This window comes from Streptomyces sp. NBC_00414, assembly GCF_036038375.1.
Classification (GTDB): Bacteria; Actinomycetota; Actinomycetes; order Streptomycetales; family Streptomycetaceae; genus Streptomyces.
The window spans coordinates 868,330-882,260 of sequence record NZ_CP107935.1; the positions used below are offsets into that span (position 1 = coordinate 868,330).

The window sequence follows — 13,931 nt, forward strand, 5'->3', positions numbered from 1 at the left end:
GCCCCTGCTCGCCCTGTCCTCGCGGCCTTGCCACGGTGTTGCTCCGGGGCGCCGTGCGACGACGGCGCCGCTTCTGCGGGCCCCTCGGATGTCACCCGTTCGGCCGTCCCGCGCTGCCTCTCCACCCCGGGCGGCCGACGCTGTCAGCGTGTGGGCGTCGCCGATCACGGCCGCGTCGTTCGCCTGTGACGGGAGGGTGTTGGTGAGTTCCATGGACATGCCGGCGGAGGTACCGCGGGCACGGGCCACGGCCCGGGAGAAGGCGGTGGGCCGCACGGCCACACCGCTGATCAGCTGGGTGACCCTGGCGATGATGACGACGGCCTCGGTGGCCAGCCTCAGGGCCGCGCCGACCATGGCCGTCTACGGCCTGGCGTGCGTGTTCCTGTACCTGATCCCGGCGATCGTGTTTTTGCTGCCGACCGCGCTGGTCTCCGCCGAGCTGGCGTCGGGGTGGAACGGCGGCGTCTACCGGTGGGTGAGCGAGGGCCTGTCGAAGCCGCTCGGGTTCCTGGCGGTGTGGTGCCAGTTCGCGATGACGATCTTCTACTACCCGAGCCTGCTGGCCTTCGTGGCCAGCACCATCGCGTACGTCATCGATCCCGCCCTGGCCTCCAGCGGCCTCTACACGGCCATCGTGATCATGGTGCTCTACTGGACCGGCGTATGGGTCTCCTCCCGCGGCACCAAGGCCCTGGCCGGCCTGTCCTCCTGGGGGCTCGTCATCGGCACGCTGGTGCCCGGCACGGTCCTGGTCGTCCTCGGCATGGTGTTCCTCGGCCAGGGCAACGCCTCGGCCGCCCCGATGACGGCCAGTCACCTGATGCCGCAGTGGGCCGGCCTCGCCAGCCTCGTACTGATCGTGAACAACTTCCTGTCCTACTCGGGCATGGAGATGAACGCCGTCCACGTGTCCTCGCTCAAGGACCCCGGCCGTGAGTACCCGAAGTCGATGTTCCTCGCGATGGGCCTGGTCCTGCTCATCTTCATCCTGCCGGCACTGGCCATCAGCTGGGTCGTCCCGTCCGACCAGTTGAGCCTGACCGCGGGTGTCATGCAGGCCTTCGAGGCCTTCTTCGGCCACTTCCACGTCGGCTGGCTGACCCCGATCGCCGCGGTCATGCTGGTGGCCGCCGCGCTCGGCGGCATGCTCACCTGGCTCGCCGGGCCCTCCAAGGGACTGCTGGAGATCTCCCGCAGCGAGGGCTATCTGCCCCCGTACCTGCAGAAGTTGAACAAGAACGGCATCCAGCAGAACATCCTGGTCACCCAGGGCATCGTCACCACGGTCATCGCCCTGATGTACGCGCTGATCCCGAACGTCTCCAATGTCTACTGGATCTTCTCGACCATCACCACGCAGGTGTACCTGATCGTCTATCTGCTGATGTTCGCCGCCGCGGTCCGGCTGCGGAAGACACAGCCCGACCACCCCCGCGGCTACCGGGCCCCGGCCCTCGGCCTGCTGTGCGGAGTCGGCCTGGCGGCCTCTCTGGCCGCCCTCGCGATCGGGTTCGTGCCGCCCTCCCAGTTCGGCGGCGGCAGTGTCCTGGCCTACGTCGGCATCATCACCGCCGGCCTGGTGATCCTCGGCCTGCTCATCCCGTGGGCCTTCCTGAAACTGCGCAAACCCGGCTGGCGGACCCACACCGCCGACGCCCCGGCGGACGGTCGGGGAGGTGCCGCATGAGTCCCACCCGTTTCGCCTCCGAGCACAGGTGGCTCTATGCCGGGGCAGTCGTCCTGCTGGTCGTCCTCGCCGTCATCGGAGTCGTCCAGTACGACAAGGTCAAGACCGGCAACGTGGCTTCCGAGAAGGCCAACAAGCTCGCGGACGCCGCCGTCGCGGCCGGTTATCCCCGCCCGGACACCGGCACGATCAAGCGCACCCTGGGCACGGACGGCGGCAACGTGTGCGACGACCCGGCCAGCGCCCTGAAGTCCGCCCTGTGGAAGACCAACGTCTCCAACGGGGCCGCGTTCGTCGGTCAGCGTCCCGTCATCGGCGACGGGCGGTCGATCCGCGCCGAGGCCAAGATCCTCGAAATCTACTGCCCGGACAAACTGCACAAGATCCAGGACAGGATCGACGACCTCAAGACCGACACCACGGTCAGGCGGTAGGCCATGGACGACACCGATCTCGCGGCCCGTGTCGCCGGGCTCATGCCCCGGGCCAAGGCCGACCTCACCGAACTCGTCGCGATCCCCTCGGTCGCCGACCCCCGCCAGTACCCGCCCGAGAAGTGCCGGGAGGCCGCCCAGTGGGTCGCCGACGCCTTCACCGAGGCGGGTCTGGAAGACGTCCACCTCGCGCGGACCCCGGACGGCAGTCACGCCGTGCTCGGCCACCGGCCGCCCCCGCCCGGCGCACCCACCGTCCTTCTCTACTGCCACTACGACGTCCAGCCCCCGCTCGACGAAGCCGCCTGGACCACCGAGCCCTTCGCACTCACCGAACGCGACGGACGCTGGTACGGGCGCGGCACCGCGGACTGCAAGGGCAACATCGTCATGCACCTCACCGCGCTGCGGGCACTCGGCGACGACCTCCCCGTCGGCATCCGGTTCGTCGCGGAAGGCTCCGAGGAACAGGGCACCGGCGGCCTGGAGCAGTACGTCGAGCAGCATCCCGAGCAGTTCACGGCGGACGCTCTCCTGGTGTGCGACACGGGCAACGCGGCCGTCGGCGTCGGCACGGCGACCATCACGCTGCGCGGCCTGGTCAATGTCGTCGTCACCTTCAGCAGCCTGCGGGGCGAGGTCCACTCCGGCATGTTCGGAGGACCCGCGCCCGATGCCCTGGCCGCCCTGATCCAGACCCTGTCGACACTGCGCGACCCGGAGACCGGCGCCACGCGCGTGCAGGGGATGGACTGCGAGGGCACCTGGGAGGGCGTCGGCTACGACGAGCAGCGGTTCCGTGCCGACGCCGGTGTCCTGAACGGTGTGCAGCTGACCGGGACCGGAAGCGTCGCCGACCGGCTGTGGGCCCGTCCGGCCCTCACCGTCCTCGGCATCGACTGCCCGCCCGTCGTCGGATCGGCCGCCGCGGTGCCGCACACCGCACGCGCGCGCGTCAGCCTGCGCATCCCGCCGGGCACCGACCCGTCGGCCGCCCTCGACGCCCTGACCCGGCACCTCACCGAGGAGACACCCTGGGGCGTGCAGGTCTCCATCGAGACCGAGGGCACGGGCTCCCCGTTCCGCGCCGACACGGACGGCCCCGCGTACACGGCCCTGGACACCGCCGTGCGGCAGGTCTACGGCAAGCCCCTGGCCCACCTGGGCCAGGGCGGATCCATCCCGCTGTGCAACGTCCTCGCCGACACCTGCCCCGGGGCGGAGATCATCCTCATGGGCGTCGAGGAACCGAAGTGCCTCATCCACGCGCCCGACGAGAGCGTCGACCCCACGGAGATCCAGAACATGGCCCATGTCGAAGCCGCGTTCCTCCTTGCCTACGCGGGCACGCCCTCGTCCGGTTTGGGGGCGTCCTGAGGGGAAACCCGGTAAGGGGCCCGCTCCGGCGGGAACCGCGTGGAGAGTGAGGCCCATATGGTCGGCGACCCGTGGCCCGCTGAAGCGGTGGTCCGGGCAGCCACCGGGCCGGACCTGGAGCGCGGAACGGCCCAGCGGGTGGCCGAGGCCCTGTGCGCGGAGCTGCCGGTGGACGCGGTCACGCTGGCGCTGTGGACGGACACACCGGAGAGGCGGATGCTGTTCGCCACGAGCCCGGCGGCCCAGCGCCTGGAGGAGCTGCAGTTCGAGGTGGGCGAAGGCCCGTGCGTGACGGCCGCGACGACCGGTCGGCCGCTCATGGTCGAGGACCTCCAGGGAACCGTGACCCAGTGGCCGCTGTTCGGCCCTCTGGCGCGGGAGCAGCTGCCCACGGTGGGGGCCATCTACGCGTTTCCGCTGGTGGAGGGCGACGCCCATCTCGGATCGGCCGACATGCTGCGGTTCGAGGCCGGTCCGCTGGGGGCCGAGGCGGAGGCGGCCGCGACACTGGCCGTACGGGCCGCGGCGCTCATCCTGCTCACGGCGAAGGTGAGTCCCGCGCTGGACATCCACTGGCGGCGTACCCATGTGGCGACGGGCGTGATGGCCGAACGGCTGGGCATCACACCCGCCGAAGCGCTGGCGCGGCTGCGGTCCATGGCCCTGGGAACGGGGCGCCCACTGCCCGACCTGACCGAAGACGTGCTGGCCCGCAGCGGCTAGCGAACCCCTGGACCGGCCACCACGAACACCGCCGTGGGGCAACCTGGCTTTTCCCCTGAGGAAACGGTCATGTCAGGCCGGCCGTGCCAAGCGTCCCGGCATACGCGCGGCGAGGTGCTCGATCAGTTCGGTCACCCGGCGGGGAACATGTCCGTCGTCTTCGAGCAGGGCATAGATGTCGGCCGCGGGTGTCGGGACGTTCGGCAGTACACGGACCAGGTCCCCGCGCTCCATGTGAGGGCGGACGTGCCACTCCGAGCGCATGACGACGCCACGGCCCTCCAGCGCCCAACCGGTCACGATGTCCCCGTCGTTGCTCTGCAGCGGACCGCGCACCCGCACATGTCGCGGATCGCCGACGTCGCCGAACCGCCAGAGCGCGTAGTCCCCCTCGTTCTCGCGCAGCACGATGCAGTCGTGCCGTGCGAGATCCTCGACGCAGGTGGGCGCGCCGCGTCGCTCCAGGTACGAGGGCGCCGCGCAGGGCACGCGACGGTTCTCCGCCAGCCTGCGCATCCGCAGCGAGGAGTCGGGCGGGCTTCCCACGTGGACGGCCACGTCGAACTTCCGCCGGTGCGGTCGCAGAGGCAGCGCCGAGGTGTCCAGCTGCACCTGGAGCTGAGGATGCGACGCCGCGAACTCCGCAAGCAGCGGGGCGACATGCGCGCGTCCGAGGCCCAGGGTCGCCTGGACGACCAGGGAGCCACGCAGTTCCCCGGACCGTTCGGTCACCAGGTCCTCCAGCTCCCGGAGCCGATCGAGGATCGAGTCGAGTCCGCTCGCGTACAGGGCACCCTCCGAGGTCAGCACCAGTCGACGCGTGCCCCGCTGGACGAGTCGTACGTCGAGACGGCTTTCGAGTGCGCTCAGCCGCTTGCTGACCACCGGAAGCGACCAGCCGAGTTGGCGGGACGCCGCCGTGAGCGTCTCGCTGGCTGCCACGACCTGGAAGAACTTCAGGTCGTCGACGGTCATCTTCATACGGTCTCCCGTCCGGTACGACTTTCCGTTGGGGAAAGCATAAGTTGCCCGGACTGCTGTTGTGGCAGGTCACCCCGGTGCCCACAGTGGAAAGCCACATGAGCCTGGACGAGGAGCAGCCGTCGTGCCACAGCGTTACCGCATCGCCGCCGTACCCGGGGACGGCATCGGCCGGGAAGTCGTTCCCGAAGGGCTGCGGTGCCTGCGCGCCGCCGCCGACGCGTACGGCTTCGTACTCGACGTGGAGGAGTTCGACTTCGCGAGCGCCGACTACTGGACGCGCCACGGGGAGATGATGCCGAAGGACTGGCGCGACGTGCTGGGGGGCTTCGACGCGATCTTCTTCGGCGCGGTCGGCTGGCCCGAGGTCGTGCCCGACCATGTGTCGCTGTGGGGAAGCCTGCTGCAGATACGGCGAGGGTTCGACCAGTACGTCAATCTGCGGCCGGTCCGCCTGCTGCGGGGTGTGCGCGGTCCCCTGCGCGACCACGGTCCGGGAGACATCGACTTCTACGTGGTGCGCGAGAACACCGAGGGCGAGTACTCCAGCATCGGCGGGCGGATCTTCGAGGGCACCGAGCGCGAGACCGTGCTGCAGGAGACCGTGATGACCCGGGTCGGCGTCGACCGCGTACTGCGTTACGCCTTCGAGCTCGCCGACTCGCGACCGCGCAGGCACCTGACCTGGGCGACCAAGAGCAACGGGATCTCGATCTCCATGCCCTACTGGGACGAGCGGGCGAGCGAGATGGCCGGGCGCTACCCGCGGGTGACCGCCGACAAGGACCACATCGACATCCTGGCGGCCAAGTTCGTGCTGCGGCCCGACCGGTACGACGTCGTCGTCGCGAGCAACCTGTTCGGTGACATCCTCTCCGACCTGGGCCCGGCCTGTACCGGCACGATCGGGATAGCTCCGAGCGCGAACATCAACCCGGAACGCGACCGTCCGAGCCTGTTCGAGCCCGTGCACGGGTCGGCTCCCGACATCGCGGGGCGCGGCATCGCCAACCCGGTCGGGCAGATCTGGAGCGGAGCGATGATGCTGGAGCACCTGGGCGAGGCCGCGGCCGCGGCGGGCACCGTCGCCGCCATCGAGTCGGTCCTGGAGCGGCAGCCCGCCGTGCTCACGCCCGACCTCGGCGGGAACGGGACGACGGCGGCGCTGGGATCGGCCGTCGCAGAGCAGATCGGCCTTGGGGCCGGACTCCTGAAGGAAGAGGAAGAGCGTGCCGCGCGTCCTGATCACCACTGACTATCTGCGTCCCGGCGACGAGGTGGACGAGTACTTCCGGGCCGCCGGTCTTGAGACGCGCCACGCTCCGATGGTCGGACGGCGCGATCCGGAGGACCTCGTGTCGGCGCTCGCCGGGATCGACGCGGCGCTCGTCGCGAACGAGCCCCTGAGCGCCGATGTGCTCGCCCGCGCCCCGCGACTGCGGGTGGTGGTGCGTACGGGGGTCGGCCACGACTCCGTCGACATCGAGGCCGCGGGCCGACTCGGTGTCAGCGTGAGCAACCTGCCCGGGATCAACGCGAACGCCGTCGCCGAGTACACGCTCGGCCTGCTGCTCGCCTCGGCGCGCCGTCTGGTCCACAGTGCCGCGGGCGTGCGCGAGGGAGGGTGGCCGCGCGAGGACGGTCACGAGCTCCGCGGGGCGACACTCGGCCTCGTCGGTTACGGCGCGGCCGCTCGCGCCGTCGTACCGCTGGCCCTTGCGTTCGGCATGGACGTGGTGTGCGCCACCGGTGTCCCCGAGGCTCGACGCGGTGACCTCGCGGTGCGGTTCGTTCCCTTCGACGAACTGCTGGCCGTCTCCGACTACGTGTCGATCCACACCGCGCTGACCGACAGGACCCGGGGGCTGTTCGACGCCTCCGCCTTCGCACGGATGAAGGCGGAGGCCGTACTCGTCAACACCGCCCGCGGAGCCGTCGTCGACGAACAGGCGCTCGCCGACGCGGTCCGCACGGGCGGCATCGCGGGTGCGGCACTCGACGTGGTGACACAGGAACCACTCCCTGCGGGGAGTCCCCTGCGCGGCGTCGAGGGAATCACCGTCTACTCCCATCTCGCGGGCCAGACCGCGCAGGCCCGCCGGGCGGCGGGCCTCGCGGGTGCCGCCGAACTCGTGGCCGCCCTGGAGGGGCGGCCACGGTTCGCCGTCAACTAGCGTCTGCGGGCCCTAGTCGAAGAGGTCAGGGTCCGTGCGGGAGATCTGGTCGAAGAGGGGCTGGAACTGGAACCAGCCAGCCAGATCGAAGCCCACCTGCCCGTAGGTGAACTTGGCCTCTTCGTGCGGGATCTGGATCGTCGGTCCCGCCGCCTTGGCGGCGAGCTGGGCCTGGGCCGATCGTTCCATGGTGATGAACCAGTACGCGGCGGCGTCGACCGAGCCCGCCGCGGTGAGCAGTCCGTGGTTCCGCAGGATGACCGCCTTGTGGCCGCCGAGCGCCTCGGCGATACGCCGGCCCTCCGCGGGGTCGTCGGCCACACCCGAGTAGTTCTCGTAGCAGCCGTGGTCCTCGTAGAACGCGCAGGCGTCCTGGGTGAGCGGTTCGAGCCGCTGGCCCGTCGCCGACAGGGCCTTGCCGTACACGGAGTGGCTGTGGGCGGCGCCGACCGCGTCGGGTCGTGCCGCGTGGACGGCCGCGTGGATGGCGAAGGCGGCCCGGTTCACCCGGTGACGGCCCTGGACGACCTCACCCTGGTGGTTGACGAGCAGCAGGTCACTGACCTTCACGTGCTTGAAGGACACACCGAACGGGTTGACCCAGAAGTGATCCGGGAACTCCGGGTCGCGTGCGGTGATGTGTCCGGCGACGCCTTCCTCGAACCCGAACCGGCCGAAGAGGCGCAGTGCGCCGGCCAGCCGTTCCTTGCGATGGCGTCGCTCGACGGCCGGATCGGTGAACGGGGTGGGAAGCCGGAAGATCAGTTCTTCTTCCGGGATCGGCACCAGGTCCTGCCGGCTCAGCGGGTCGGCGACGGGATCGTTCGCCCTCGCTGCTGCCCTGCTCGCTCCCTGCGTCGCAGCGCTCACCGCGAGGTGCCGGTCGGGCACCCGCAAGGCGGCCAGCGGGACGTGGTGCTGGCCGGCGTGGATGTCCCGGTCCCGGAGACCGGCCTGCGGGACGGGACGCGGGAAGGAGATCTTCACGACGTTCAGTGCGGGGATCCGGAAGATCTGGACCTGCGCCGCGTCCACCCGGTACAGGTCGGCGACGACTGCCTCGTCGAGGAAGGACTCGTCGGCCGCGATGGCGTATCCGGCGCCGTCCTTCATGAACGTTTCCATGGTGACCCAGAAGGGGCCGGCGTTCTTGGAGCGGATCTCGGTCGCGTAGTCACCGAGCGTGGGCGGAAGGTTGGGGTGCTCAGGCACGGGAGACCTCGCGGGAGTGATGGGTGCGGAACATGCCGGTGGGTGAGTCGACGTCGACGACGTGGTTGAGGACGAACGCGTAGGCCGCCCCGCGTTGGGTCTCCGCCGGTGAGGTGGCGAAGGCGAAGCTGGGCAGGTACTCCATCTCCGGCAGGGGGAGGTGCAGCATGAGGGGGTTGGCGACCTTGGCGATCGCTGTCGCGGTGGCCTGCGAGGGCGCGTTGACGAGGAGCATCACGCCGACCTCCCGGGGTGCGCCGGAGTCGGGGTCGATGTCTTCGAGAATGGCGTTGTGGCCGTAGAGGCGGATGTCCAGGCCGTAGTCGTCGTCGGTCAGTCCGAGGGTCTGGCTGACGCGCTCGGTGAGAATGACGCGCAGCAGTGCGGCCCAGCGGTCGATGTTGGCGACGATGTAGGGGTCGCGGATGCCGGAGAACGAAACGGTCTCGTAGCCGGTGACCCGGGCGCCTTCGAGTTTGATGGTGTGCTGCTCGGCGGGCTCGAAGCGGGATCCCTCGACGCGTACGCGGCGCTCGTCGAGTGCTGTGTAGGTGGCGTCGGAGACGTCCAGGGTGCCTGCCGGTTCACGCATCCGGTAGGGGTTGGCGGTCTCGTACAGCATGTGTGCCGCCACCGAGATCGGGGTGCAGGCGTTGGCCGGATCGAGGGGCTCTATGACGAAGCCGCTGTGGTCGATGGTGGCGAAGACACCTCCGGCCCGTGGGTCGGTGGTGCACTGCCCGCCGCATTCGACGATCTTGGCGGCGTGCCAGGCGGGTCCGGCCGGCATCCCCAGCATCAGGGGTACCGCGGCGGCCAGCGCGGTGTCGGTGGCCCTGCCCGCCAGGACGACCTGCGCGCCTGCCCGGATGGCGTCGACGAAGGGTTCGTGGCCCATCATGCCGACGATGTGCGTGCAGCTTTCGAGCGTCTCCGGATCGAGGGGGCCGTGCGGGGCCAGGGGGTGGATCCGCCCGGCGTCGAGCTCCTCCTTGAGGAAGGTGGCTTCCTGCTCGCTGTAGATCCGGGCGACCTTGAGATCGAGGCCTTCCTCGGCCATGATCTGCTCCGCGATTCCGGCGATCCAGTCGACTCCGGAGTCGGTGCCGCTGGTGCCGCAGGAGCCCACGATGAGGGGGATGTCCGCGGTGGCGGCCGCCTTGAGGAGGATGCGCAGGTCGCGGCCGACCGCGGCGGCGGTGGTCTTCGCGACCCCGGCGCCGAGGTAGTGGGGGCCGGAGTCGGTGGAGCCGCCGTCGACCGCGATGACGTCGGGGCCGAGTGTCAGGCCGCGTTCGATGCTCTCCGGGGTGAAGCCGGCACCGAGCATGCCGGACGGTGTCAGGATTCCGACCCGCGCGACGGCGTCAGTGGACGGGGGCATGATGGTTCTCCTCGTTGGAATCGGTGTCCTCGTGGAAGATGCGGATGTCTTCCGGCGGCAGGCTGACGGTGAGTTCACCGGCGGCGGCCGGGCGCGTGGTGGTCACGATGACCGGGGTGGCGCCGATGCGGAGGGTGTAGCGGTAGTGGTCGCCGAGGTAGGCCTGGTTGTCGACCTTCGCCGTCAATGTGCCGGGCGGGCGATTCGCATCGCCGGCGCCGCGGTGGATCCGGATGTTCTCCGGCCGGATACAGATCCGCACCGGGCCCAGGCGTCTGTCCGTGTGCGGCACCTTCAGCGGTTCGCCGACGCCGTCGACGCGGATCACCGCATGGGTGCCGTCCGCCTGGACCACCGTGGCGGCGAGGATGTCGGCGGTTCCGACGAAGTCGGCGACGAACAGGTCGGCGGGGTGTTCGTAGATCTCGGTGGGGGTGCCGACCTGGCGTACCTTTCCCTGGTCCATGACGGCGACGCGGTCGCTGACGGACAGGGCCTCGTCCTGGTCGTGGGTCACGAAGACGGTGGTGACGCCGACCTGCGACTGGAGTGTCTTGAGCCACAGCCGGGACCGGTCGCGGAGTTTGGCGTCCAGGTTCGAGAAGGGTTCGTCCAGGAGCAGCATGTCGGGCGGGTGGGCCAGGGCCCGTGCCAGGGCGACCCGCTGCTGCTGGCCGCCGGACAGCTCGTGGGGGTAGCGGCCCGCGTGGGGGCCCAGTTCGACGAGTTCGAGTACTTCCCGTACGCGGCGGTCGCGTTCCGCCTTGGCGGTCTTGCGGAGCCTGAGCGGATAGCCCACGTTCTGCGCGACCGACATGTGCGGCCAGATGGCGTAGGACTGGAACACGACGCCGCAATTGCGGTGTTCGGGTTCGACGTTGACGCGCCCGTGGTCGAAGACGACTCGGTCACCGAAGGTGATGCTGCCGGAGTCGGGCCGGTGCAGGCCGGCGATCGACCACAGGGTGGTGGATTTACCGCAGCCGCTGGGCCCCAGCAGGGTGAATATCTCACCGTCCCGGACGGTGAGTGACACATCGTGCAGAGCGGTGTGCCGGGTGAACTGCTTGGTGATTCCGTTCAGATGAAGACTAGGCACGAGGGAACACCCCCAACAGGGCGCGTCCCGCGCCCAGGACGACCAAGGTGATGACCATCTGGATGACTCCCAACGCGGCGACGGTCCCGCCGATACTTGTTGCCGCGAGTTGCAGCATGGTGAGGCCGAGTACGGGCGTTTCGTCGGTGACGAGGAAGACCGCCGGTTCGGCGTCGTTGAGCATGGCCACGAAAAGCAGCACGAACGAAGCGCCCATGGCGGGTGCGACGAGCCGGAGGACAATGGTTCGCATCGCCGTCCACCAGGTGGCACCGGATGTACGGGCGGCATTGTCGAGGTCGGCCCCTATCCCGGCGAGCGCCGGATAGAAGGCGCTGTAGCCGAGAGCGAGACTTCTGACGGCGAAGGCGATGCCTATGCCCCACAGGCTGGCGCGAATGGCCCCGGACCTGTCGAGGAGCGCGAAGCTCCAGAAGAACGCCATTCCGGTGATGAGCGCCGGCATCATGCGCGGCCAGAGCATGCCCTGCTGCAGGGAACCGCGGAAGCGGAAACGGGAGCGGTGCGCGATCACCGACAGAACCGCGATGGCGACGGTCGTCAGCGCTCCGCCGACGGCCGCGATGAGAAGGCTGTTGACGATCGAGTTGGTGTAGAGCGGGTTCTCGAACACGGCGGAGAAGTTGCTGAAGGTCAGCACACTCCACGGGGAGATGAAGGGCGACAGGATGGAGGTGAAGGCGGCCAGGACGACTCCGGCCAGCGGTACGACCACGAAGACGAGGAGGAAGAAGGTGATCGCGGCCGTGATGAACCAGCGTGCGGGGCCCAGCTTGAGTATGCGGACGCCGGTGGGTTTCCCGGTGGTCGTGGTGAAGCGGGCGGTGTCCCCCACGAGCCTGTTCCGGAGCACGAGGAGCCCGGAGACCGCGACGAGCAGGAACACCGCTCCCGCGGACACCAGCCCTTGCTGCGCTTCGTTGACCCAGTGGTCGTAGAGGTACGTCGAGATCAGACTGATCTTGTTCGAGAATCCCAGGATGAGCGGCAGCCCGAGGACTTCCATCGAGAGGGCGAAGACCAGCAGTGCCGCGTTCGTGATCGCGGGCCGCATCAGGGGCAGGCTGACGGAGAGCAGGCTGCGCAGGGGGCCGGCTCCCGCAGTTCGGGCGGCGTCCTCCAGGGACGGGTCGATGGCCAGCAGGGTGCCGCGGCACAGCAGGAAGACCGTGGGCGAGGCCACGCTCATCGCCACCATGGCCATGCCGGGAATGCTGTAGAGGTCGACCGGCATGCTGAGGAAGGTGTTGGTCTCCAGCCAGGAGGACGCGAATCCCGCCGGGGTCCACATGGCCGCCCAGCCGATGATGAGTACGAGTCCGGGCAGCGCGATGGGAACGAGCAGGAACGTCGTCAGTACGCGGCGGCCGGGAATGTCGGTGCGGGTGAGGAACAACGCGCACGTCACGCCGATCAGAATCGATCCGACGGTGTTGAGGGCGGCGAACAGTATCGAGTTGGTGACCGCGGTCCACCAACCGCTGTCGGTGAGCAGTTGGTGGAAGTTGTCCCAGGTCGGATGCCCGCCCGATTCGTAGAGCGGGGTCGACCACACCGCGGCGGCCACGACCGGGACGACCGATCCGACGATGACCAGCAGCGCGAGTGCCCAGAGAACGTAGTGACTCGCGTTGGTCGAGAGCCACCGCCGTCGGGATCGTTCCTGAATCGGCGGGGTACGGGCCGGTGGCGGCCGGAGCTGCGTGGTGCTCATCGGCCGTACGCCTTCTTCCAACGATCGACGATCGCCGGCTTGTTCTTCACGATGTCCTTGGGATAACCGCCGAGCATCATGTTGTCGGCGCCGACGACCTTTTCCACCGCCGGGAGCCCGTAGGCACACTTGACGCCGTCGCGGTACGGAGTGAATCCGCCCTCGCAGGCGGCTTCCTGGCCTTCGACCGACAGCAGGAAGTTCACGAAGACCTTCCCCGCGTCGGGCGACTTCGCCTTCTTCGTGACGGCGACGGCCCTCGGCAGAAGCGGCGTCCCGTCCGTGAGATACGTGTAGTTGAGGATCTTCGCCGCCTCCTCGCCCTCGATCAGCGCCCTGACCGATCCGGCCACGAAATACGTGGCCTGGTACTGCCCCTGGGCCAGTTTCTGCATCAGGTTGCCGTTGCCCGACTCGACGCCGGTGTTCGGGCCCAGGGCTTCGATGTTCTTCCACCCGGCGTCGCCGCGCTTGGTGGTGTAACTGCTCACGGCGCCGAAGGAATGGGGGTTGCTTATGTCCGTCGTCCCGATTTTCCCCTTGAGGGTCTTGGACAGCTTCGCGAGGCCCGCGAGGTCTTTGGGCTGCTTTTCCTTGGGAATGAGCGCGGTGTTGTACACGGCGACGAGCGGGTCCTCCGACATGGAGACCACACCGGGGGCGAGCCGCGCGTAAGCGGGGAGATGCCTGAGGTTGGGATCCTCGTAGTCGAGGACATCGCCCTTTCCGACGAACTTCAGCACCTCGACCGCGTCCGTGGCCATCACGACGTCCGCGGTGCGCACACCGGTGGCGGATTCGGTGGCGTAACGCTGGAAGGTCTGCGTGTCGTTCATGTTCAGCACACGCACCTTGATGCCGGTGTACTTCGCCTCGAAGGCTTTGGTGAGCGGCGCCATCTGGTCGGCGTCCGCGTTCGTGTAGAGGAGGACCGAACCCTGCTTCTCGGCCCTGGCCACCGTCGCCGCGTCGAGCGGGGTGGCGGGCGCCGCCTTGCCCACATCGACCGTGGACGTGGGCGTTGCCGACCCGTCCGTGCCCGTGGAACCTCCGCACGCGGTGAGAACGACCGCGCAGGCGGCTGCCAGGGCGCAAGCTCTGGGGAGCGAGATCATCATTGAT

General features: G+C 69.2%; 12 protein-coding genes and 1 pseudogene. 6 read left to right on the forward strand and 7 right to left on the reverse strand.

Annotation, left to right across the window (positions count from 1 at the left end; all coding sequences use genetic code 11):
• Positions 1 to 202: 202 nt before the first annotated feature.
• Genes OHS59_RS03820 through OHS59_RS03835 form a run of 4 tightly spaced genes read left to right on the forward strand, consistent with a single transcriptional unit; the run spans position 203 to position 4,224 of the window.
• Positions 203 to 1,690 (forward strand): APC family permease, encoded by a 1,488-nt coding sequence (locus OHS59_RS03820; RefSeq protein ID WP_328491957.1) that lies wholly within the window; start codon positions 203 to 205, stop codon positions 1,688 to 1,690.
• Positions 1,687 to 2,124 carry a hypothetical protein gene (locus OHS59_RS03825; RefSeq protein ID WP_328491958.1) on the forward strand — a complete coding sequence of 146 codons (438 nt, stop codon included), beginning with the start codon at positions 1,687 to 1,689 and terminating at the stop codon, positions 2,122 to 2,124. Before OHS59_RS03820 ends, OHS59_RS03825 begins: the two co-directional genes overlap by 4 nt.
• A gap of 3 nt (positions 2,125 to 2,127) precedes the next feature.
• Positions 2,128 to 3,501 carry a dipeptidase gene (locus OHS59_RS03830; protein WP_328491959.1) on the forward strand — a complete coding sequence of 458 codons (1,374 nt, stop codon included), beginning with the start codon at positions 2,128 to 2,130 and terminating at the stop codon, positions 3,499 to 3,501.
• Positions 3,502 to 3,558: 57 nt separating this feature from the next.
• A complete protein-coding gene (locus tag OHS59_RS03835) occupies positions 3,559 to 4,224 on the forward strand; it encodes a GAF and ANTAR domain-containing protein (RefSeq protein ID WP_328491960.1) in 666 nt (221 codons plus the stop codon).
• 72 nt (positions 4,225 to 4,296) lie between these two features.
• Here OHS59_RS03835 and OHS59_RS03840 read toward each other — a convergent pair whose 3' ends face one another.
• Positions 4,297 to 5,205 carry a LysR family transcriptional regulator gene (locus OHS59_RS03840; protein WP_328491961.1) on the reverse strand — a complete coding sequence of 303 codons (909 nt, stop codon included), beginning with the start codon at positions 5,203 to 5,205 and terminating at the stop codon, positions 4,297 to 4,299.
• Positions 5,206 to 5,329: 124 nt separating this feature from the next.
• On the opposite strand from OHS59_RS03840, the gene OHS59_RS03845 reads away from it, so the two are divergent.
• Together OHS59_RS03845 and OHS59_RS03850 are read left to right on the forward strand one after the other, a co-directional pair.
• Positions 5,330 to 6,460, forward strand: a complete 1,131-nt coding sequence (locus OHS59_RS03845) for a tartrate dehydrogenase (RefSeq protein WP_328491962.1) — start codon at positions 5,330 to 5,332, stop codon at positions 6,458 to 6,460.
• Positions 6,435 to 7,379 carry an NAD(P)-dependent oxidoreductase gene (locus tag OHS59_RS03850; protein ID WP_328491963.1) on the forward strand — a complete coding sequence of 315 codons (945 nt, stop codon included), beginning with the start codon at positions 6,435 to 6,437 and terminating at the stop codon, positions 7,377 to 7,379. The genes OHS59_RS03845 and OHS59_RS03850 overlap by 26 nt, the downstream gene beginning before the upstream one ends.
• A gap of 12 nt (positions 7,380 to 7,391) precedes the next feature.
• Here OHS59_RS03850 and OHS59_RS03855 read toward each other — a convergent pair whose 3' ends face one another.
• From OHS59_RS03855 to OHS59_RS03880, 6 genes and pseudogenes are all read right to left on the reverse strand, one after another.
• Entirely contained in the window at positions 7,392 to 8,183 is a 792-nt protein-coding gene (locus tag OHS59_RS03855; protein WP_443061610.1) for a class II aldolase/adducin family protein, read from the reverse strand.
• 102 nt (positions 8,184 to 8,285) lie between these two features.
• Positions 8,286 to 8,591 (reverse strand): annotated as a pseudogene (locus OHS59_RS03860) (DUF4387 domain-containing protein); the annotation flags it as partial.
• Entirely contained in the window at positions 8,584 to 9,975 is a 1,392-nt protein-coding gene (locus OHS59_RS03865) for an acyclic terpene utilization AtuA family protein (RefSeq protein WP_328491964.1), read from the reverse strand. The gene OHS59_RS03865 and the pseudogene OHS59_RS03860, both read right to left, overlap by 8 nt.
• Positions 9,959 to 11,074, reverse strand: a complete 1,116-nt coding sequence (locus tag OHS59_RS03870) for an ABC transporter ATP-binding protein (RefSeq protein ID WP_328491965.1) — start codon at positions 11,072 to 11,074, stop codon at positions 9,959 to 9,961. The genes OHS59_RS03865 and OHS59_RS03870 overlap by 17 nt, the downstream gene beginning before the upstream one ends.
• Complete coding sequence (locus OHS59_RS03875; protein ID WP_328491966.1) at positions 11,067 to 12,809, reverse strand: ABC transporter permease; 1,743 nt, start codon at positions 12,807 to 12,809, stop codon at positions 11,067 to 11,069. The genes OHS59_RS03870 and OHS59_RS03875 overlap by 8 nt, the downstream gene beginning before the upstream one ends.
• Positions 12,806 to 13,927, reverse strand: coding sequence for an ABC transporter substrate-binding protein (locus OHS59_RS03880; protein ID WP_328491967.1), 1,122 nt, complete (start codon positions 13,925 to 13,927; stop codon positions 12,806 to 12,808). Before OHS59_RS03880 ends, OHS59_RS03875 begins: the two co-directional genes overlap by 4 nt.
• Positions 13,928 to 13,931: the final 4 nt, after the last annotated feature.